Raw genomic sequence first — 22,067 nt, forward strand, 5'->3', positions numbered from 1 at the left:
GTGCTAAATATACACGTGGTCGTACACCAGTTTCTTTACAATATTATGAGACATTTTCAACGAAGAGAGAGGCAATGCAAGCAGAGTATCGGTTTAAGCAGTTAACTAAACAAGAGAAGGAACGATATATTCAAAAAGGAGTGGAAATTAATGATTAGGCAGAAAAGCTTTTCTGATCAACCTTATGGAGTGTTATATCTTGTAGCAACACCAATAGGAAATTTAGAAGATATTACATATCGTGCACTTCGTATCTTAAATGAAGTATCGATGATCGCTGCTGAAGATACTCGTCAAACGCGTAAGCTACTTACTCATTTTGACATACAAACACCACTTACAAGCTATCATGAGCATAATAAACAAAATAGTGGAGATAAGTTACTTACTAGGCTTGAGCAAGGTGAAAGCATTGCTTTAGTCAGTGATGCAGGAATGCCAGCGATTTCAGATCCAGGTAATGATCTTGTAAAAGAAACCATTGAAAGAGGGATTGCTGTGATTCCACTACCAGGTGCTAATGCTGCACTATCAGCTCTAATAGCATCCGGTTTAAATACTGAACACTTTTATTTTTATGGTTTTTTACCTAGAAAGAAAAAAGAAAAAGTGACTTCATTGGAACGTGTGAAGAATATGGACGGTACAATTATTTTTTATGAATCACCTCATCGCCTTAAGGAAACGTTATTAGCGTTATCTGAGGTGTTTGGAAATGAAGAAAGAGTTGTATTAGCGAGAGAAATTACGAAGAAATTTGAAGAGTTTTTACGTGGACCTATTGGAGAGGCACTAATTTGGGCGCAGGAAGAAGAGATTAAAGGTGAATTTTGTATTTTAATAGAAGGAAACAATCAAGAGGCTGAACCTGATTATTGGTGGGAGAGTTTAACATTAGTTGAACATGTTGAATATTACATTTCTGATAGTGGATTAACTTCTAAAGAGGCGATAAAACAAGTAGCAAACGATCGTGAACTACCTAAAAGGGAAGTATATCAAGCTTACCATATTGAAAGTTAGTAAAAAGACCAATGCTTTTTTAAGCATTGGTCTAATTTATTATTTTGATTCGTTAATTCTGTTTTGGATTTCGCTAATGATTTGCTCTGCACCTTCACGGCTTAAAATTAGCTTACCGTTTGCTAGTGTCATGTTATCATCACTTACTTCACCTGTTACGTGACAAGTCATATTTGGCTTGTATTTCTTTAAGATGATGCGCTCATCGTCAACATAGATTTCAAGAGCGTCCTTTTCTTCGATACCTAATGTGCGGCGAAGTTCAATTGGAATAACAACGCGACCTAATTCGTCAACTTTACGTACAATACCTGTAGATTTCATAATGGATGTTCTCCTCCTAAATTATCATTCTATGTAACACTATTCGTCATTTTTCGACATAGATTTACTATCATAATAGCAGTCAGACCTCTTAACGTCAATATTTTTTTGTAAAAAGTTGTAGGATTTATAAATAAATGTATCGTTTTTTGGAGAAATATGAAGATATAAGGATAATAGAGGGAAAAACATTGTATTATATCTCCAAATAGTAATTTTCATGAACTAAATAAACATAAAATAATGCGCAATATTTTACTGTTTCTATATATATTCGACAAATTACAACATTTTAATAGGGTATTCGTATCTTTTTCAGAAAAAATATGGAAGGTATTGATATAATTGTTGATTGGTAATTCAAAATACACTTTCTTGACATTATTAAAACGATTTAGGTATATTTTGAAATGTGTTCTGTTATAATAATAGATATGATTTTCTAGAGATTTTGTATAGTATGAAATCTTTTATTTGAAATAAGATAAAGTGTTGAAATTAATAATGAGTAAATGAATAAATGTGAACATACATTTATCATAATTTAATGGGATTGTCCTAATGCTGAGATAGTGAGGGACTTTGTACTTGCGATGCTCTCGTCCTTTGGGCGGGAGCATTTTTAACGAGTAAAAGGACGTCATATTTGGTGTTAGTTTACTCGTATAAAGTAAATATATGATGTACAATTACATTATTTTAAAATTGAAATGGAGTTTAATAGTTTAAACTTTTTTATACTTAATTAAGGAGGCTATTTGAGTGGGAGAGAATAAAACTTTTTATATTACGACACCAATTTACTATCCAAGTGATAAATTACATATTGGTCATGCTTATACGACAGTTGCTGGAGACGCGATGGCTCGTTATAAACGTCTGCGTGGTTACGATGTTATGTATTTAACAGGTACTGATGAACATGGTCAGAAGATTCAACGCAAAGCGGAAGAAAAAGGTGTAACCCCTCAACAATTTGTAGATGAAGTCGTAAGTGGAATTCAAGAATTATGGGGAAAGTTAGACATCTCTTATGATGATTTTATTCGTACAACAGAATCAAGACATGAAGAAGTAGTCGAAAAGATCTTCAAAAAGTTACTGGATCAAGGTGATATCTATTTAGACGAATATGAGGGATGGTATTGTACACCATGTGAATCATTTTTTACAGAACGTCAACTTGATGATGGTAAATGCCCTGATTGTGGTGGACCTGTTGAGAAGGTAAAGGAAGCATCGTATTTCTTTAGAATGAGTAAATATGCAGATCGACTTCTTAAGTTTTATGAAGACAATCCAGAGTTCATTCAGCCAGAAAAAAGAAAAAATGAAATGATTAATAACTTTATTAAACCAGGCTTAGAGGATTTGGCAGTTTCTCGTACGACTTTTGACTGGGGAGTCAAGGTTCCTGGAGATCCAAAACACGTAATTTATGTTTGGATTGACGCTTTATCCAACTATATTACTGCGTTAGGATATGACACTGATAATGATGAACGCTACCGTAAATATTGGCCAGCAAATGTCCACTTAGTAGGTAAGGAAATTGTTCGTTTCCATACAATCTATTGGCCGATTATGTTAATGGCGTTAGATCTCCCTCTTCCGAAAAAGGTATTTGCTCATGGTTGGTTATTAATGAAAGACGGTAAGATGTCAAAATCAAAAGGCAACGTAATTGATCCTGTAACATTGATTGATCGCTATGGATTAGATGCACTGCGTTATTATTTACTTCGTGAAGTTCCTTTTGGATCCGATGGTGTGTTTACACCAGAAGGGTTTGTGGAGCGTCTAAACTTTGACCTTGCAAATGATTTAGGTAATTTACTTAATCGTACGGTAGCGATGATCGAGAAATATTTTGATGGGAAAGTACCAATGTATGCTGGTTCAGTAACACCATTTGATGATAATCTTGTCGAATTAAACAAAGAAACGGTTACACATGTAGAGAATGCAATAGAAGAGATGCAATTCTCTGTGGCACTAACATCTATTTGGAAACTTGTTAGTCGCACGAATAAATACATTGATGAAACACAACCATGGGTCTTGGCTAAGGATGAACAAGAAAAGGATCAACTAGCTTCAGTGATGGTTCATCTTGCTGAATCTTTACGCCATATTGCGATTATGCTACAGCCTTTCTTAACTCAAGCGCCAGTTGAAATCTTTAGACAACTAGGTGTGAAAGATAAGAGCTTAATGACATGGGATAGCCTCTATCAGTTTGGGTTAATGGCAGATGATACTAGTGTAGAGAAAGGTGACCCAATTTTCCCTCGACTTGAAGTTCAAGTTGAGATCGATAAAATTAAGCAAGATATGCAGAATACAGCACCACAGTTAACAAAAAAGAAAAAAGTAGAAGAGAAAGCAGAAGAAATATCATTTGAAGATTTTACAAAAGTCGAATTGAGAGCTGCTGAAGTAATTGATGCTGAACAAGTTAAAAAGGCAGATAAGTTATTAAAGTTACAATTGGACTTAGGCGATGAAAAGAGGCAGGTAGTTTCAGGTATTGCCAAGACATATAAACCTGAAGACCTCGTTGGAAAAAAAGTTATTTGTGTGACAAACCTGAAACCTGTAAAATTACGTGGAGAAATTTCAGAAGGAATGATATTAGCGGGTGAAGAAAATGGTAAACACGTTCTTGCACAAGTTGATTCGTCTCTTCCAAATGGAACAAAAATAAAATAAAGAACATGCACTCTCGCTCAACAAGCGAGAGTGTTTCATTATATCGTTTAGATAGAATATTGAATGTAGGGGTGTATAGAATGCTTTTTGATACACATGTCCATTTAAATGCTGATCAATTTAACGAAGATCTAGAAGAAACCATTCTTCGTGCTCAAGAAGCGGGTGTGACTGAAATGGTTGTTGTTGGTTTTGATCGTAAGACTATCGAAAGTGCGATTGAAATAGCGGAAAGTTATGAATTCATCTATGCTGCCATTGGCTGGCATCCTGTAGATGCAATTGATATGACAGAAGATGATTTGATATGGATAGAAAAACTGGCGTCACATCCAAAGGTCGTAGCTCTTGGTGAGATGGGGTTAGATTATCATTGGGAAAAGTCACCACATGATACACAGAAAGAAGTATTTCGTAAACAAATTCGCTTAGCAAAAAAACTAAAGTTGCCAATCATTATTCATAACCGAGAGGCGACACAAGATATTATTACTATTTTAGAAGAAGAGGATGCGGCAGAGGTTGGAGGAATCATGCACTGTTATAGCGGTAGTGTAGAGATTGCTAAAAAATGTATCGGTATGAATTTCTATATTTCATTAGGCGGACCTGTAACATTTAAGAATGCTAAAAAACCTAAGGAAGTTGCTGAAGAAATACCATTAGATAAATTATTAATTGAAACAGATTGTCCATATTTAGCACCTCATCCATATAGAGGTAAAAGGAATGAACCAGCATATGTGAAGCTAGTTGCTGAGCAAATAGCTGAATTAAAAAATGTACCATATGAGGATGTTGTAAAAGCAACAAATGTAAATGCGAGAAAGCTATTTAATATTAGATAATATATTTTAATTAGACAAGAAAAGAAATAATATGACATGGTTTGAAATAGGCGCCGAGAATGTCGAACGATTTTGGTTCACATTTCCTCGTTTGACAACGATAATAGATACTAATATGGTCAAGCGAGGAGGTGTCCAATGTGTGAATAAATAACATTATTTACACTAAAAAATCTTTCGTGGAGCGAGAAAATCTCTTCTAACGGGACGGTATATGTCCATTAAAAAGTTGACAATCATCGAGACGCTCTATATAATTCACTCCGTATGAAGGAGGAGACACAGCCATGTTAAATAATAGATTTGGATTGACGAATGCATCGTTATTCAAATGGTCTGTTACACTCATCGCCGCAGTTTTATGTATCAGTCTCATCGTCTTTGAAGGGACGAAAGCAACTGTCAAAATTAACATAGACGGTAAGCAAGAAACGATACGTACCCATGCAAAAACAGTAGAACAATTACTAACAACACAAGATATTGAGCTGAAACAAGACGATTTAATTCAGCCAAGTATGAATACAGCAATCTCAAATGGTATGCAAGTTACATGGGAACCAGCAAAGACTGTTACACTTGTAGTAAATGGTGAGGAACAAACCGTTTCGACAACAGTTGAAACAATCCGTGAATTATTGCACGAGCAAGGTGTTAAAATCATGGAGCGTGATGAAGTAAAGCCAGTAAAAACAGCAAAAATCGAAGATGGAATGAATGTTGTTGTCACAGAAGCTTTTGAATTACCTATAGTTATAGGTGGAGAGGAAAAATCTGTTTGGACGACTTCGACCACTGTCGCTGACCTTTTAAAGCAACAAGGAGTTTCATTGGATGATGATGACCGAGTAGAGCCCGATCTACAAGCGCCAATAACCAAAGAGACAAAGATAGAGGTCGTTCGCGTAGAAAAGGTCACCGATGTGGTGGAAGTAGCACTTGATTATGCTGTTGTTACACGAAATGATTCTTCGCTATCTTCAGGAGAAGAGCGTGTTATTTCAAAAGGACAAGAAGGTAAAGTAAAGAAGACTTTTGAAGTCGTAATAGAGAACGGCAAGGAAGTTTCTCGTGAATTAATAAACAAAGAAACCGTTCGAGAAAGTAAAGACCGTATTGTAGCAATTGGTACAAAATCTACTAATCAACCAATTATCTCTCGTGGAGGGACAGCAGTTAAGGAGTTTTATGTAAAGGCCAGTGCTTATACTGCTTATTGTAAAGGCTGTTCAGGTAAGACTAGAACAGGAATTGATTTACGAGCAAACCCTAATGTTAAGGTTATAGCTGTTGATCCAAATGTTATCCCATTAGGTACGAAAGTATGGGTTGATGGTTATGGTTATGCTATTGCAGGTGATACAGGGTCAGCGATTAAAGGTAATCGAATCGACCTGTTTATGCCGAGCTCAGCAGCTGCCACTGCTTTTGGAGTTAAAAATGTAAAAATCAAAATTCTTGAATAGGTAATATGGGACCACAGAGGGGTTGAACTCTGTGGTCTTTTATTTTTAAGAGAGTAACGTACTTGTATTGTTAAGCCAATTTTATGAAGTCCATGTGAAAATGCTATAATCACTATATATGACGTATTAGAACTATAAAAAGTTTTAACTATTGGAGGAAAAAATGAAAATAAAAGAAATCATAGTTGTTGAAGGCAAAGATGATACTGTTAAAATAAAACATGCTGTTGATGCAGATACAATTGAAACGAATGGTTCAGCTATAAATAAAGCAACCCTTGAACAGATTCGTCTTGCCCAAGAGACGAGAGGTGTAATAGTTCTCACTGATCCTGATTATCCAGGTGAGCGAATTCGGAGAATTATTTCTGAAAATGTACCTGGCTGTAAACATGCCTTTCTACAAAAAGGTCAAGCGATTGCTAAGAAGGGAAGAGGACTGGGTGTTGAGCATGCCTCGGTAGCAGATATTCGAGCGGCTCTAGAAGGTTTGCGAGAGGAAATGTCAGAGCCTGTAGAACAAATAAAGTGGCAAGACCTTGTTCAAGCTGGTCTAATAGGTGGGACTCAAGCTAAGAGCCGTAGAGAACGTTTGGGAGTATTGTTGAAGATTGGTTATACAAATGGTAAGCAACTTCATAAACGTCTAAAGATGTTTCAAATTACAAAACAACAATATGAGCAAGCATTACAACAAGTATTGCAGGAGGAGCATGTATAAATGGAAAGAGATATCGCAGTACCGAGTCGTACACGTGAAATTCTAGAGAAGCATGGATTTTCATTCAAAAAAAGTTTAGGGCAAAACTTTCTGATCGATACGAATATATTAAGAAATATAGTTGATTTTGCTAATTTAACAGAAGGTAGTGGAGCGATTGAAATTGGCCCAGGAATAGGGGCATTGACGGAACAACTTGCTAAAAAGGCTGAGAAAGTTGTTGCGTTTGAAATTGATCAACGTTTATTACCAATCCTTAATGAGACACTTGCTCCATATAAGCACGTAGAAATTATTCATCAAGATATATTAGAAGCAGAAGTTCGTTCAATGATTGAAGAGAAGATGCAAGGAATAAAAGATATCATGGTAGTTGCAAATTTACCCTATTATGTCACGACACCAATTTTAATGAAATTACTTACAGAAAATTTACCTGTAAGAGGCATAGTAGTAATGCTTCAAAAGGAAGTAGCTGATCGTATAGCTGCAAGACCAGGAACGAAAGATTACGGTTCACTTTCAATTGCAATACAATATTATTCTGAAGCAGAAGTCGTGATGACTGTACCAAAGACTGTTTTTGTTCCTAAACCAAATGTTGATTCGGCTGTTATTCGTTTGACATTAAGAACCAAGCCACCAGTGCAGCTAACAGATGAGAAATTTTTCTTTGAAGTAGTTAGGGCAAGCTTTGCGCAAAGGAGAAAAACGATTTATAACAATCTAGTGCACAATCTCGCTGGAAAAGAAAAAAAAGAACAAGTAACACTTGCGCTTGAAAAAGCTAACATTGAAGCAAAAAGACGTGGAGAAACGTTATCGATGGAAGAATTTGCTCAATTAAGTGAAGTATTAAAAAAATACTTATAAACAAGAAATTGTCTTCAGTTGGATCAATATAAAAATAGATGAAAACGTGAAAGGTTCCTTTATTTTTTTAATAAAGGAACCTTTTTCAATTGAAATGAAAGTAAAACATTCAAAAATTTCTAACTTCTATAGCCATTAGCTCATGTTATAAAAAAATTGAAGGGTTAACCCGCTTCACCAAAGCTTTTTATTGTTGGTGCAGGTGTAAGAAGGGAGCTTTGCGTTTTTCTATAACATAGGCACCGATTACAGTTTCAACACATAAGTTGAAGTAGAGGCTTTTTGATAGGGCAGGAGGAGTACTATGAGTGTACAAATTGGTGATATTGTCGGACGTAAATCATATGATTGTGACTTGCTATTTCGCGTTATCGATATGAAACAAAAGGATGAAGAGACAATTGTAATGTTATATGGTGAAGACGTTCGTTTAGTAGCAGATGCTTTCATTGATGATCTAGTTGTAATCGATGAGCGTGAATATAAAAAACGAAAACAAAAATTACAAGAAAAGGAAGATCAATCCTTTCGATTATTTCGTAAGGAATATAAAGTAGTTCGAGAAAAAAATGAATATACAGCTTCAAGTGGATATAAACATGAACATGCAATTTTTCAAATGCCTGGAAAGGTGTTGCATTTAGACGGGGATCCTTTGTATTTAAAAAAATGTCGAATGTTATATGAGCGATTACACATTCCTGCTTATGGATTCCATATGAATGAAAGCGAAATGCCTGAAAAAGTAGAAGCATTAATTGATCAGTTTCGTCCTGATATTTTAGTTATTACTGGGCATGATGCTTACTCTGAATCAAAGGGTGCAGTGACAGAATTGAAGGCTTATCGTCACTCGAGATACTTTGTTGAAACAGTGAATCGAGCGAGGAAAAAGATCCCTAACTTAGATCAGCTTGTAATCTTTGCTGGTGCCTGTCAATCGCACTTTGAATCGCTTATTCGAGCTGGAGCAAATTTTGCAAGCTCTCCACGAAGGGTAAACATTCATGCCTTAGACCCAGTATATGTTGTAGCAAAAGTAAGTTATACGGCATTTAACGGTGATGTAAACGTGTGGGAAGTATTAAAAAACACCTTAACTGGAGAAAAAGGACTTGGTGGAATTCAAACCAGAGGATTTCTTAGGACTGGTATGCCTCTAATGAATCATGAAAAAGAGGAGAAGAGTAAAAGCGATTAATCCATAAATATATTTTAAATGTGGCCATTATTAGTGAAATCATAATATATATTGCTGTTATAAAAAAAGTGATCAGCGTTCTATCTTGTTATAATGAACGGTGGTCATTTTTTATAAATGGTATCTTTTTTATAAATATTTTTATTAGTTGACCATTTTTTGAATAAATTAGGGAGATAAAGGTACGATATAGTTGAGAAGATAAAAAAAATACAAAAGGGGCATTGACATTTGAAACGAAACGTTGATATAATTTAACTTTTATTTGACTTAATTTCGGTAAGGTGTTATAATACTCTTAGAGAGGTGGAGCGACATGCCAAAAACTTTATCTGATATTAAGCAGACGTTAGACGGAAATTTAGGGAAACGTTTAAGATTGAAGGCAAATGGCGGACGTAGAAAAACCATTGAACGGTATGGTGTTTTAGCAGAAACGTATCCATCAGTATTTATTGTAGAGCTAGATCAAGCCGAAAATGCGTTTGAACGTGTTTCATACAGTTATGCTGATGTTTTAACTGAAACGGTTGAATTAAGCTTTGATGATGATTTCCACGGATCAATTGTAATGAGTGGGCAGTAGACAACGATGTTTGCTGCTTTTTTATTGTTTACTTTATAATATGCACCTTATTATGTTTTATGATATAGGTATATCGCTGAAATTTACTTAATTTGTAGAAAAGACATAGGACGGATATGTTAGAACGAATTACATATACTATATTTATCACGGCTTTCTAGAAGGAGGTCGTTTCAATTGGGCAGAAGACGTAGTATTATGTCTGATCAATTGAAAGAAGAGTTGGCTAAGGAGCTTGGCTTTTACGATACTGTAAAGCAAGAAGGATGGGGCGCTATTCGAGCTCGTGACGCGGGTAATATGGTAAAGTTAGCTATCCAAAAAGCAGAAAGTCAACTGTTGCAACAGTCAATGAACGACAAAGCTAATCAACAATAAGTGGTATTAAATAAATGCCGTGATAAAAGCCGGAGCTTATTGCTTCGGCTTTTTAAGGTTCTTAATGGTATACAATTAATCAAATATGAAAGAATAAATAGGATAAATGTTATTTACGATTCAGTAGTTGCCTAGTTAATTGAACTTATCATCAGTAGGTATATGGAAAACGCTTATGAAAGTTACATTTTTAATACAGGTTGTGTAAAACGGTTTCCAAACTTTAAGGTAGTTTATGGTACAATGTTTGAAGGATTGTGGATTAAGTAGGTGATGAATTTGAAAATTTTGGTTAAGGCGCCAGCGAAAATTAATTTGGCATTAGATGCCTTACATAAACGTGATGATGGCTATCATGAAGTAGAAATGATTATGACAACTGTTGATTTAGCAGATATGATTGAACTTGAAGATACAAAGGATAGTAGTATAAAGCTATCCTCGCAAAATCGTTTTGTTCCAAATGATGAACGGAATTTAGCTTATCAAGCTGCGATGTTACTAAAAAAGAGATTTAACGTAGAGCGTGGTCTAAATATTTCGATGACAAAGACGATCCCTGTTGCTGCAGGACTTGCCGGTGGAAGTAGTGATGCAGCTGCTGTATTAAGAGGAGTCAATAAGCTTTGGAATTTAGGTCTCTCCCTTGATGAATTAGCAAAACTTGGTGCAGAAATAGGATCAGACGTATCGTTCTGTGTATACGGAGGAACAGCATTGGCTACAGGTAGAGGTGAGAAAATTCATCGATTGCCGCCTCCTCCACCTTGCTGGGTTATTCTAGCTAAACCGACATTGGGTGTTTCCACTGCAGAAATATATAATAATCTTGATTTATCAAATGTCCAACATCCAAATATAAAGGAAATGGTAAAAGCAATTGAGAATGAAGATTACGAAGGCATTTGTAACAATGTAGGGAATGTGCTTGAGTCTGTTACTCTAAATCGATATCCAGAAGTTTTAGCCCTGAAGCAACAAATTGAGCGATTTGGGGCAGATGCTGTATTGATGAGTGGTAGTGGTCCAACGGTGTTTGCCCTCGTTCAATATGAATCAAGAATGCAACGGATTTACAATGGCTTAAGAGGCTTTTGTGAGCAAGTATATGCAGTACGCATGTTAGGAGATACACAACATCTTGATTGAATCCGTATAAAGATGATATATTAGCATTAAAATATTCGGATTTTGGAGGGTTTAAAATGAAGATACGACGGAGTGGTAGGTTAGTCGATATGACTAATTATTTGATTGAACACCCTCGTACCCTTGTACCGTTAACTTTCTTCTCTGAACGGTACGGAGCAGCTAAGTCTTCGATTAGTGAAGACTTAGGAATTATTAAGCAAACCTTTGAACAACAAGGCATGGGTACGCTACAGACAATTTCAGGAGCTGCGGGGGGTGTTAAGTATTTCCCTCTAATTATGGAAGAAGATGCAAAAGATTTCATTGAGAAATTATGTAATCAAATTGCTGATCCAGATCGTCTTCTTCCTGGTGGTTATTTATACTTAACTGATTTACTTGGAAATCCAAATTTAGTAAAAGAGGTTGGACGTCTGTTTGCTTCTGTCTTTTCTGAACGAAAAATTGATGTTGTAATGACTGTTGCAACTAAGGGTATCCCATTAGCTTACGCAGCCGCAACACATTTGAATGTTCCTGTAGTTATCGTAAGGAGTGATCCTAAAGTAACAGAGGGTTCTACGGTAAGCATTAATTATGTTTCTGGTTCGACAAAACGTATTCAAACAATGACATTGGCTAAAAGAAGTTTAAAAGAGGGCTCAAAGGTATTAATTATCGATGACTTCATGAAAGCGGGCGGAACGGTTCATGGGATGATTAGCTTGTTGAATGAATTCCAAGCCGAAGTGGTTGGCATCGGCGTTCTAGTTGAATCCGAGGACATAGAAGAAAGATTAGTTGATGAATATGTATCGCTTGTGCGGCTATCTGATGTTGATGTGAAAGAAAAACGAATTTCGGTTGAGGAAGGTAACTACTTCGAGTTTGTCGAATAATAAAGAGAAATGTAAAATGATTATTTTAATGTAATAAAAAGAGGAGGTTACATCCATGAATACAATTCATACTAACAAAGCACCAGCGGCAATTGGTCCTTATTCTCAAGGTATTGTCGTTAATAATCTTTTCTATAGTTCGGGGCAAATTCCATTAACAGCGGAGGGTGAACTCGTTCAAGGAGATATTCAAGCTCAAACACACCAAGTATTTTCAAACTTACAAGCTGTTTTAAAAGAAGCAGGAGCATCGTTATCATCTGTAGTAAAGGCAACAGTATTTATTAAAAATATGGATGAATTCACTCTAATAAACGAAGTGTATGGGGAATATTTCGGTGAACATAAACCAGCTCGCTCGTGTGTTGAAGTTGCACGTTTGCCAAAAGATGTAGGTGTTGAGATAGAAGTAATTGCACTTGTAAAGTAAGAAGGGGTAACCCTTCTTTTTTTTTATAATTACAAGGTTTAAAGTCATAAAAATAAGTCGATAATAAACAAAATTTAAAATTTAAGGATTTTTTTACATAAAATTTTTGTAATATAGCAGGAATTCCTAGAAACTCGTTGAATATTTGGTAATAAGTTTTTATATAGGGAAAAGGTGGTGAGACATAATGGAAGTGACAGACGTAAGATTACGCCGTGTTAACACAGATGGACGTATGCGTGCTATTGCTTCAATTACACTAGATAATGAGTTTGTTATTCATGATATTCGTGTAATTGATGGAAATAATGGCTTATTTGTCGCAATGCCAAGTAAGCGTACTCCAGATGGAGAATTCCGCGACATCGCACATCCAATTAACTCATATACACGCGGTAAAATTCAAGATGCGGTATTAGCAGAATACCACCGCGCTGGTGAAATGGAAGTGGAACTTGAAGAAGCGGGAGCTTCGTAAAATAATAGAAAAGATTATGAGACCCAATCATTTTATGATTGGGTCTTTCTATATTGATCTTATAAAATGAAACTTCTATCAGCAGTCAGGTTCGTCCATCCTCCACTGATGATTTGATGAACCAATTGGGTAATTATTCATGCTTCTTCTCTCGTATAAACTTCGTTGTTTTTTCTAAGTTGTGAAGTGGGAGTTTTAGCATCATTTGAAATTTAATAAACCCCATTATGTGAGTTTATTAGTATTTTTATCTATTTTTTAACCAATTAATGTAACGATAAAGCTGTAATGATCTATAAATTAATATACATTTTAGAGCAATTGTTGAAATAGATATGTTTTTAGGATATATTCGTAAATGGATAAATAGGGTGCAATGGAGGCTTGTAATGATAAATCGTTATGCAGTTATATTAGCTGCGGGACAAGGTACTCGTATGAAGTCGAAATTATATAAAGTGCTTCATCCTGTTTGTGGGAAGCCAATGGTTCAACATGTCGTTGATCATCTAAACGAACTTGCTATTGAGACAGTAGTCACTGTAGTTGGGCATGGTGCCGAAATGGTAAAAACACAAATCGGAGATAAGAGCGATTACGTACTGCAAGATAAGCAGTTAGGAACAGCGCATGCAGTGATGCAGGCGAAAGAAATCTTGGCAGATAAAAAAGGTACTACTGTTGTTATTTGTGGTGATACGCCTTTAATCTCACCTTCAACGATTGATGCGCTTATAACGCATCATGAGAACATGAATTCAAAAGGCACTATTCTAACCGCTAGATTGGAAAACCCTACTGGTTATGGTCGAGTTGTTAGAAGTGAGAGTGGGGACGTAATTCGAATCGTCGAGCATAAGGACGCATCTGAATCTGAGTTAATGATTCAAGAGATTAATACAGGTACGTATTGTTTTGATAACGAGGCATTATTTGATGCACTAAGTAAAGTGAAGAATGATAACGCCCAAGACGAATATTATTTGCCTGATGTTATTGGAATTTTAAAATCTGCGGGTGAAATTATCTCGGCTTACCAAACAGATGATTTCTTAGAGACACTAGGAGTTAATGACCGTGTCCAGCTCTCTCAGGCTGAGAAGGTTATGAAGCAACGCATATTAGAAAAGCACATGAGAAATGGAGTTTCGATTGTAAGTCCTGAACAAACATACATTGAAGCGGATGTTATGATTGGTCAAGATACAGTTATACAACCAGGAAGTATTTTGAGGAGTGGCACAATCATTGGGCAAGAATGTGTGATTGGACCGAATACTGAGATTAGCAATTGCCATATTGAAAATGAAACAGTAATTCGTCATTCAACAGCTTATGATAGCCACATTGGTTCATATGTACAAATTGGTCCGTTCGCACATATCCGTCCTTCATCACAAATTAGTGACCAAGTGAAAATAGGTAATTTTGTTGAAGTGAAAAAATCAACATTAGGTCGCGGAAGTAAGGCATCACATTTAAGTTATATTGGTGACGCTGAAATTGGTGAAGATGTAAATATAGGATGTGGGACTATTACTGTAAATTACGATGGTCGAAATAAACATCTTACTAAGGTAGAAGATGGAGCGTTTATTGGATGTAATTCGAATTTAGTCGCTCCTGTAACAATAGGTAAAGGTGCTTACGTAGCTGCTGGGTCTACTATAACTGAAAATGTACCAGGTGAAGCGTTAGCAATCGCTCGTAGTCGTCAAACAAATAAAGAAGGTTATACTGCACGCTTAACTCGCGATAAATAATAATAACGGAGGTTCTATCCATGCCAAAACAATATCCTGATGGAAGTTTGAAAGTCTTTTCTCTTAATTCGAATCCTGGTCTAGCAGAAGAAATCGTTGAGAAAATTGGTATTGAAATGGGGAAATGTACAGTTTCTCGTTTTAGTGATGGGGAAGTACAGATTAATATTGAAGAAAGTATTCGTGGTTGTGATGTATATGTAATTCAATCAACAAGTAATCCTGTAAATCAACATCTGATGGAACTTCTTATTATGGTAGACGCATTGAAGCGTGCTTCTGCAAAAACAATTAACGTTGTCATTCCTTATTATGGTTATGCACGTCAAGATCGCAAAGCGCGTTCACGTGAGCCAATTACTGCGAAACTGGTTGCTAACTTAATTGAAACTGCTGGTGCTACACGTGTAATCTCATTGGATCTACATGCACCTCAAATTCAAGGCTTCTTCGATATTCCAATTGATCATCTTGTAGGAGTACCTATTTTAACAGAGTACTTTGAGAAGAAGAACTTTGATGATATCGTTGTTGTTTCACCAGATCATGGTGGAGTTACTCGAGCTAGAAAAATGGCGGATCGTCTAAAAGCACCAATTGCTATTATCGATAAGCGTCGCCCACGACCAAATGTTGCTGAAGTTATGAATATAGTAGGTAATATTGAAGGGAAAACTGCTATTTTAATCGATGATATTATTGATACAGCTGGTACGATTACATTAGCAGCTAATGCTCTTGTAGAGAATGGTGCTAAGGAAGTGTATGCTTGTTGTTCTCACCCAGTACTATCTGGTCCGGCACTTGATCGTATTCAGAATTCGAAAATAAAAGAGCTTGTTGTAACTAATTCAATTGCTATGCCTGCTGAAAAGCACATTGATAAGTTAACACAATTATCTGTAGCCTCACTTATGAGCGAAGCAATAATTCGTGTGCATGAAGAGCAATCTGTTAGTACTTTATTTGATTGATAAAAGAGACGACCTATTTATTCGTATGTGATTATTAATAAGTGAATGATATAAGTAGTGTTTCAATATACTACGGTGTTATATATTCATGAATTGAATAGTTAAGTTGTATTTATAATGAATTGATGTTTGTTTTTCACACTTTTTAGGGCATAACTAGATAAGACACATATCCAATTAGGAAGGTGATTGACTTGTCTAATGCACTGAAGGCAAAAGTACGCGCAGACTTAAAACATTCAAATACGACAAAAATACGTAAATCGGGTGGGTTTCCAGCTGTTGTATACGGAGCTAATAAACAGTCTAAAGCAATTGCTGTTGAAACTGTAGAGTTTACTAAAACCATTAAAGATGTAGGGCGTAACGGCATTATCGAATTAAATATTGAGGGAAACGAGAAAGAGGCTGTGATGCTTCATGATATCCAAATGGATCCAATAAAAAATGAAGTGTTACATGCTGATTTCTTTATTGTTGATATGTCTTCTAAAATTGATGTTGAAGTGAACGTACATATTATCGGCGAAGCAAAGGGTGTAAAAGAAGGTGGTGTGCTAGACCAACCATACCATCAATTACATGTTAGGGCTCTTCCTACTGATATTCCAGAGTCGATTGATATTGACGTTTCAGATTTAGAAATTGGTGATACCGTTGAAGTAAAGGACTTAAAAACGGGTCGTCAATATGAGATTTTAGATGATGAGAATACAACAGTTATCACAATTGTACCTCCAACTTCAGAGGAAGTCGAAGATAGTGGTGAAACTCAATCAAGTGCTGAAAATGCAGAGAGCACACAAGGAACGCCAACAGACAATGGTGATGAATAATAAAGATGAGCACATGAGAAGGGCGTAGCCGGTCAGTCGGTTACGCTTTTTCTTACTATGTAAATTAGATTATAATAGGTGGATACACAGCGGTTTCCAGAGAGGGGTTTAAGGAGTGAAATTAATAGTTGGATTGGGTAATCCAGGTAAAAAGTATGAAAGGACTAGACATAATGCTGGATTCATTGCAATTGATGAACTGGCAAATCAGTTGAACATCTCACTTACAAAATCCAAGTTTAATGGTGTCTATGGTGATGGAGTGGTGAATGGAGAGAAGGTTATACTTTTAAAACCACTTACATATATGAACTTATCAGGTGAATCAATCGTTCCGATGATGAATTACCTTAATATTGATTTAGACGATTTAATGGTAATATATGATGATTTAGATTTGCCAACAGGAAAGGTACGTCTTCGTGTCAAAGGAGGTACTGGTGGTCATAATGGTTTGAAATCAATTAAACAACATACGGGTTCAACAGAGTTTAAACGAATTCGTTTAGGGATTGGACGTCCTGTTGCACCAATACCTGTAGTTGATTATGTACTTGGTCAATTTAACGAAGAAGAAACACTGAAAATTAATGATGCTGTCGAACATGCTTCTAATGCTTGTCAAGCATGGTTAGAGATGCCGTTTATTGATGTTATGAATAAATATAACTAGTAAAGGTTAGAATAGAAATCCTTTTCAATGTACATAATGAGAATAATGTGATTGAAGAGGAGGATTTCTATGGCAGTGTTATATTTTTGCAGGCATTGTGGCTATAAAATTGGAGAAATTAATGAACAGAATGTGTCATTAGAACGTCTCGGTTTTCATCAATTATCAGATTCTGAACGACAAGAGATGGTCACACATTCAGAAAATGGTGATATTAAGGTTAAGTCTATATGTGAGCATTGTGAAGCTACGCTTAATCAAAATCCAGATTACCATCAATTGAAATCATTTATTCATTAATTTGAACAGGGGATTTTCTTAATTGAACCAGAATAATAAACAAGAGAATGATTGAAAAACGCTTTGGTAGATGAGCCAAAGCATTTTTCTGTTTATATTTCCGAGACAACGATTCTAAAAATATATACTATTATTTTCGTTTTTAAAGGGAGGGAATGTGTTGAGAGGTTTATTAAAGCAATTTATAGATAGTAGTGAAATACGTTCGGTGTCAAATGGGTTGTTAGAAGGTTTGCAAGAACAACTAATAACTGGATTATCAGGATCAGCTCGATCGGTATTTATCGCCTCTCTTTATCAAGAAACAGGTCGACCACAATTAATCATTACTCATAACCTTTATCAAGCACAGAAGATTTATGATGATTTAGTTGAACTGGTAAATGAGAATGAAGTTTATCTTTATCCAGCAAATGATTTAATTGCTTCAGAAATTGCAGTTGCAAGCCCTGAGTTAAAAGGACAGCGAATTGAAGCATTAAATTATTGGAGTCAGCAAAGTAATGGAATTGTAATTACACCTGTTGCAGGTCTTCGGCGTTTTTTACCAAATGTATCAATGTGGCGAAAAGGACAGTTGCATTTTGAAGTTAACATGGAGATTGAGCTAGATGATATTCTTGCTGTTCTAATTAAATATGGTTATAAACGGAATGACATGATATCAGTTCCAGGCGATTTTAGTTTAAGAGGGGGGATATTAGATATTTTTCCGCTTACTGAAGATATGCCGGTCAGGATTGAGCTGTTTGATACGGAGATAGAATCGATTCGTTACTTCAACGTTGAAGACCAACGCTCAAAGGATACTGTAAGCGCTATCTCTATTGGTCCAGCATCAGAGATTTTACTTGATGATGAAGCATATGCGAGAGGAATTACGAACTTACAAAGTGGCTTAACTACTTCACTCAATAAAATAAAAAATAAGCAATTACAAGGGTTACTCAATGAAAATATAACATATGAAATAGAGCAGCTTAAGCAAAAACATGCATTTGACGAAATCTATAAATATATGTCACTTTTGTACGAAACGCCTGCAAGCTTAATAGATTATTTACCCGATAATGGATTATTGATATTTGATGAAATGAGCAGAGTAGATGAGATGGCATCTCGTTTGGAAAATGAAGAAGCAGAATGGCACACAGCATTATTAGAAAAGGGTGAGATACTAACTGACCTTCGTTTATCACATTCAATAACTGAAATGATGCAAAGTCTGAGCAGACCTTCAGTCTATTTGTCGTTATTTTTACGTCATGTTCCACATACAAACCCACAAAATATTGTAAATATTACTTGTAAATCAATGCAAGACTTCCATGGACAAATGGATTTACTTAAAAGTGAGGTATCCAGATGGAAAGCATCGAATAATGCTGTAGTCGTTCTGGCTGCAAACAATCAACGTGCTGAAAAAGTAAAGGGTGTTTTAGACGATTACGGGATAGAGGCAACATTACTTCATGATAATAAGGTGCTCATGCCAAGTATGGTTCAAATCGTTATCGGTGCATTAAATAGTGGATTTGAGCTTGCGTCCCAACAATTAATCGTGATTACCGAAGAAGAGCTTTTTAAACAAAAAGCCAAACGTCGTCGACGTAAGCAAAAAATGTCTAACGCTGAACGGATAAAAAGTTACTCAGAATTAAAAGTCGGTGATTATGTTGTCCATATCAATCATGGAATCGGGAAGTATCTAGGGATTGAAACATTAGAGATTAACGGTATACACAAAGATTATTTGAACATCCACTATTCTGGAAACGATAAACTTTACGTACCAGTTGAACAAATTGACCAAGTGCAAAAATATGTAGGTTCAGAAGGAAAAGAGCCAAAAGTATACAAAATGGGTGGGAATGAATGGAAGAAAGTGAAAAACAAAGTTCAATCTTCTGTTCAAGATATTGCTGATGACTTAATTAAGTTGTATGCAAAACGAGAGGCATCAAAAGGTTATGCATTTTCACCTGATAGTGATATGCAGCAAGAATTTGAAGCTGCATTTCCTTATGAAGAAACAGAAGATCAGCTGCGTACTATATCTGAGATAAAAGCTGACATGGAACGCGAAAGACCAATGGATCGACTTTTATGTGGTGATGTAGGATATGGAAAGACTGAAGTAGCATTAAGAGCTGCATTTAAGGCGATTGCTAATGGGAAGCAGGTAGCAATTCTTGTTCCGACAACAATATTGGCACAACAGCACTATGAAACGATGATGGATCGATTTCGTAATTTCCCAATAGAGGTAGGCTTACTCAGTCGTTTCCGAACTCGTAAACAACAAAAGGAAACGTTAACAGGATTGAAAGCAGGTAAAGTTGATATTGTAGTAGGTACTCACCGAATACTTTCTAAGGATATTGAATTTCATGATTTAGGGCTGTTAGTTATCGATGAAGAACAACGATTTGGGGTTACACATAAAGAGAAGATTAAACGAATGAAAGCAAATGTTGATGTTCTAACATTAACAGCAACACCGATACCGAGAACATTGCATATGTCGATGTTAGGTGTTCGTGATCTATCTGTTTTAGAAACACCTCCAGCAAATCGTTTTCCAATTCAAACTTATGTTGTCGAATACAATGGCGCATTAGTAAGAGAAGCTATTGAACGTGAATTAGCGAGAGAAGGACAAGTGTATTTTCTCTATAATCATGTTGAGGATATTGAAAGGAAAGCCCAAGAAATTCAAATGCTTGTACCAGATGCGCGAGTTACATTTGCACATGGTCAAATGAATGAGAGTGAATTAGAAGCGATTATACTAGGGTTCCTTGAGGGAGAATATGATGTACTTGTTAGTACGACAATTATTGAAACAGGTGTAGATATTCCTAATGTAAATACGCTAATTGTTCATAATGCAGATCGAATGGGTCTTTCACAATTGTATCAATTAAGAGGACGTGTGGGTCGGTCAAATCGAATCGCATATGCTTATTTTACGTACAAAAAAGATAAAATTTTAAAAGAAGAAGCAGAGAAACGTCTACAAGCAATTAAAGAATTTACTGAGTTAGGCTCAGGGTTTAAAATAGCTATGCGAGATTTAACGATTCGCGGTGCAGGTAATTTGTTGGGTGCTCAACAACATGGTTTTATTGATTCAGTTGGATTTAATATGTATTCTCAAATGCTACAAGATGCTATAGAGGAGCGAAAAGGTACAAACACAGAGAATAAGACGACTGATGTTGAAATAAGTATTCCAATTGATGCTTATATTCCTGAAGAATACATACCAGACAGCAAGCAAAAGATTGATATGTATAAAATGTTCCGTTCAGTTGATACCATCGACGAAATCAATGACTTGAAAAAAGAACTAAAGGATAGATTTGGACAGTATCCGAAAGAAGTAGAAGATTTATTCAGAGTTGCTTATTTGAGAGTACTTGCTAAAAAAGCATTTGTTGAGAGCATTACAGTTAAAAATAAAGATATAATTATTTTTGTTGTGAAAGAAAAAAGTAAAAATATTGATGGATCTAAGCTATTTGCATATACGAACCAATATCGCCGTGCATTTAGGTTAGGTACTGATGAAGAACGATTAAAGATTGTGATTGATGGAAAGTATGGTACAGAAGAAGAACGTTTAGAACTCGCAACGGAACTGTTAGAGAAGCTACCAGAAATGAAAGAATAGGTAGAAAATTTATAAAAAGGAATAAATTAACTTAAATTAAATAGAGGAATATAGTTTTTAACGTGTATATATGTGCTGACGTTACGGATACTAGAGGTAAGAAAATGGTGATTTATTCTTCTCAAGGACATGTTCTCTCCTAGTCACCAGTTTTTACAATCATGAGATGAAAGTGAGGCATCTTAAGAATGAAAGCAACAGGTATCGTTCGTCGAATTGATGATTTAGGAAGGGTTGTTATCCCAAAAGAAATTCGTAGAACTTTGCGAATCCGCGAAGGTGACCCATTAGAAATATTCGTAGATCGTGATGGAGAAGTTATTTTGAAAAAATATTCTCCAATAAATGAATTAGGTAATTTTGCAGTAGAGTACGCTGAAGCTCTTAATGAAAGCCTTGGACTAACAATCTTAATTAGTGACAGAGATACTTATATTACCGTTGCCGGAGGCTCGAAAAAAGAGTTCATTAATCGGAGTGTAGGAGAGAAGATCGAACAAGTAATGAATGACCGTTCTACTGTAATGGAATCATCAGAACAGTCATTTGAGCTTGTAGATGGTGTTGAAGAAACAATATCTTCTTACGTAATATGTCCAATTGTAGCTAGTGGAGACCCAATAGGCTCAGTAACCATTTTCTCAAAAGAAGGTAAGACGGTTAGTGAAGTAGAGGAAAAAGCGGCGGAAACAGCTGCTAGTTTTCTTGCACGCCAAATGGAACATTAATAAAACGAAAAAGACGGCTTAATCACCCGTCTTTTTTATTTGGTTTT

The 22,067-nt window shown here is 35.8% G+C and carries 22 protein-coding genes; 21 read left to right on the forward strand and 1 reads right to left on the reverse strand.

Annotated elements, in window-relative coordinates:
• Together BFG57_RS18590 and rsmI are read left to right on the forward strand one after the other, a co-directional pair.
• The coding region (locus tag BFG57_RS18590) for a GIY-YIG nuclease family protein (RefSeq protein WP_342670299.1) at nt 1-158 on the forward strand (158 nt) is incomplete at its 5' end.
• Nucleotides 151-1,023, forward strand: a complete 873-nt coding sequence (rsmI, locus tag BFG57_RS09795; RefSeq protein WP_069717316.1) for a 16S rRNA (cytidine(1402)-2'-O)-methyltransferase — start codon at nt 151-153, stop codon at nt 1,021-1,023. The genes BFG57_RS18590 and rsmI, both read left to right, overlap by 8 nt.
• Nucleotides 1,024-1,062: 39 nt before the next feature.
• Here the strand turns inward: rsmI and BFG57_RS09800 are convergent, their stop codons facing one another.
• Nucleotides 1,063-1,347: a transition state genes transcriptional regulator AbrB gene (locus tag BFG57_RS09800; protein ID WP_069717317.1), complete on the reverse strand. Its 285-nt coding sequence runs from the start codon at nt 1,345-1,347 to the stop codon at nt 1,063-1,065.
• Nucleotides 1,348-2,109: 762 nt separating this feature from the next.
• On the opposite strand from BFG57_RS09800, the gene metG reads away from it, so the two are divergent.
• The 19 genes from metG to spoVT all read left to right on the forward strand — a co-directional run bounded on the left by metG (nt 2,110) and on the right by spoVT (nt 22,020).
• The gene (metG, locus tag BFG57_RS09805; RefSeq protein WP_069717318.1) at nt 2,110-4,059 is read left to right on the forward strand and encodes a methionine--tRNA ligase; all 1,950 of its coding nucleotides are present in this window, start codon (nt 2,110-2,112) and stop codon (nt 4,057-4,059) included.
• An 80-nt stretch (nt 4,060-4,139) separates the two neighbouring features.
• Nucleotides 4,140-4,907 carry a TatD family hydrolase gene (locus tag BFG57_RS09810; protein ID WP_069717319.1) on the forward strand — a complete coding sequence of 256 codons (768 nt, stop codon included), beginning with the start codon at nt 4,140-4,142 and terminating at the stop codon, nt 4,905-4,907.
• Nucleotides 4,908-5,194: 287 nt separating this feature from the next.
• On the forward strand, nt 5,195-6,373 hold the full coding sequence (locus BFG57_RS09815) for a G5 and 3D domain-containing protein (protein ID WP_069717320.1): 1,179 nt from the start codon (nt 5,195-5,197) through the stop codon (nt 6,371-6,373).
• 163 nt (nt 6,374-6,536) lie between these two features.
• On the forward strand, nt 6,537-7,094 hold the full coding sequence (gene rnmV / locus BFG57_RS09820) for a ribonuclease M5 (RefSeq protein ID WP_069717321.1): 558 nt from the start codon (nt 6,537-6,539) through the stop codon (nt 7,092-7,094).
• Nucleotides 7,095-7,967, forward strand: a complete 873-nt coding sequence (gene rsmA, locus BFG57_RS09825; protein WP_069717322.1) for a 16S rRNA (adenine(1518)-N(6)/adenine(1519)-N(6))-dimethyltransferase RsmA — start codon at nt 7,095-7,097, stop codon at nt 7,965-7,967.
• A gap of 304 nt (nt 7,968-8,271) precedes the next feature.
• The gene (yabG, locus tag BFG57_RS09830; RefSeq protein ID WP_069717323.1) at nt 8,272-9,168 is read left to right on the forward strand and encodes a sporulation peptidase YabG; all 897 of its coding nucleotides are present in this window, start codon (nt 8,272-8,274) and stop codon (nt 9,166-9,168) included.
• Between the two features lie 316 nt (nt 9,169-9,484).
• Nucleotides 9,485-9,754, forward strand: coding sequence for a biofilm formation stimulator Veg (veg, locus tag BFG57_RS09835; RefSeq protein WP_069717324.1), 270 nt, complete (start codon nt 9,485-9,487; stop codon nt 9,752-9,754).
• Between the two features lie 177 nt (nt 9,755-9,931).
• The gene (locus BFG57_RS09840; protein ID WP_069717325.1) at nt 9,932-10,132 is read left to right on the forward strand and encodes a small, acid-soluble spore protein, alpha/beta type; all 201 of its coding nucleotides are present in this window, start codon (nt 9,932-9,934) and stop codon (nt 10,130-10,132) included.
• A gap of 279 nt (nt 10,133-10,411) precedes the next feature.
• Nucleotides 10,412-11,281 (forward strand): 4-(cytidine 5'-diphospho)-2-C-methyl-D-erythritol kinase, encoded by an 870-nt coding sequence (gene ispE / locus BFG57_RS09845; protein WP_069717326.1) that lies wholly within the window; start codon nt 10,412-10,414, stop codon nt 11,279-11,281.
• A gap of 56 nt (nt 11,282-11,337) precedes the next feature.
• A complete protein-coding gene (purR, locus tag BFG57_RS09850) occupies nt 11,338-12,162 on the forward strand; it encodes a pur operon repressor (RefSeq protein WP_069717327.1) in 825 nt (274 codons plus the stop codon).
• A 55-nt stretch (nt 12,163-12,217) separates the two neighbouring features.
• The gene (locus BFG57_RS09855) at nt 12,218-12,592 is read left to right on the forward strand and encodes a RidA family protein (RefSeq protein ID WP_069717328.1); all 375 of its coding nucleotides are present in this window, start codon (nt 12,218-12,220) and stop codon (nt 12,590-12,592) included.
• Between the two features lie 187 nt (nt 12,593-12,779).
• Nucleotides 12,780-13,070 carry a septation regulator SpoVG gene (gene spoVG / locus BFG57_RS09860; RefSeq protein WP_069717329.1) on the forward strand — a complete coding sequence of 97 codons (291 nt, stop codon included), beginning with the start codon at nt 12,780-12,782 and terminating at the stop codon, nt 13,068-13,070.
• A 389-nt stretch (nt 13,071-13,459) separates the two neighbouring features.
• Nucleotides 13,460-14,833 carry a bifunctional UDP-N-acetylglucosamine diphosphorylase/glucosamine-1-phosphate N-acetyltransferase GlmU gene (gene glmU, locus BFG57_RS09865; protein WP_069717330.1) on the forward strand — a complete coding sequence of 458 codons (1,374 nt, stop codon included), beginning with the start codon at nt 13,460-13,462 and terminating at the stop codon, nt 14,831-14,833.
• Nucleotides 14,834-14,853: 20 nt separating this feature from the next.
• Complete coding sequence (locus tag BFG57_RS09870) at nt 14,854-15,807, forward strand: ribose-phosphate diphosphokinase (RefSeq protein ID WP_069717331.1); 954 nt, start codon at nt 14,854-14,856, stop codon at nt 15,805-15,807.
• A gap of 194 nt (nt 15,808-16,001) precedes the next feature.
• Complete coding sequence (locus BFG57_RS09875; protein ID WP_069717332.1) at nt 16,002-16,643, forward strand: 50S ribosomal protein L25/general stress protein Ctc; 642 nt, start codon at nt 16,002-16,004, stop codon at nt 16,641-16,643.
• Between the two features lie 115 nt (nt 16,644-16,758).
• The gene (gene pth / locus BFG57_RS09880) at nt 16,759-17,316 is read left to right on the forward strand and encodes an aminoacyl-tRNA hydrolase (RefSeq protein ID WP_069717333.1); all 558 of its coding nucleotides are present in this window, start codon (nt 16,759-16,761) and stop codon (nt 17,314-17,316) included.
• Nucleotides 17,317-17,385: 69 nt separating this feature from the next.
• Complete coding sequence (gene fin, locus BFG57_RS09885) at nt 17,386-17,616, forward strand: anti-sigma-F factor Fin (RefSeq protein WP_069717334.1); 231 nt, start codon at nt 17,386-17,388, stop codon at nt 17,614-17,616.
• A gap of 160 nt (nt 17,617-17,776) precedes the next feature.
• Nucleotides 17,777-21,292 carry a transcription-repair coupling factor gene (mfd, locus tag BFG57_RS09890; protein ID WP_069717335.1) on the forward strand — a complete coding sequence of 1,172 codons (3,516 nt, stop codon included), beginning with the start codon at nt 17,777-17,779 and terminating at the stop codon, nt 21,290-21,292.
• Nucleotides 21,293-21,480: 188 nt separating this feature from the next.
• A complete protein-coding gene (gene spoVT / locus BFG57_RS09895) occupies nt 21,481-22,020 on the forward strand; it encodes a stage V sporulation protein T (protein WP_069717336.1) in 540 nt (179 codons plus the stop codon).
• Nucleotides 22,021-22,067 lie beyond the last annotated feature (47 nt).

The organism is Bacillus solimangrovi, assembly GCF_001742425.1.
GTDB classification, from domain to species: Bacteria; Bacillota; Bacilli; order Bacillales; family Bacillaceae_N; genus Bacillus_AV; species Bacillus_AV solimangrovi.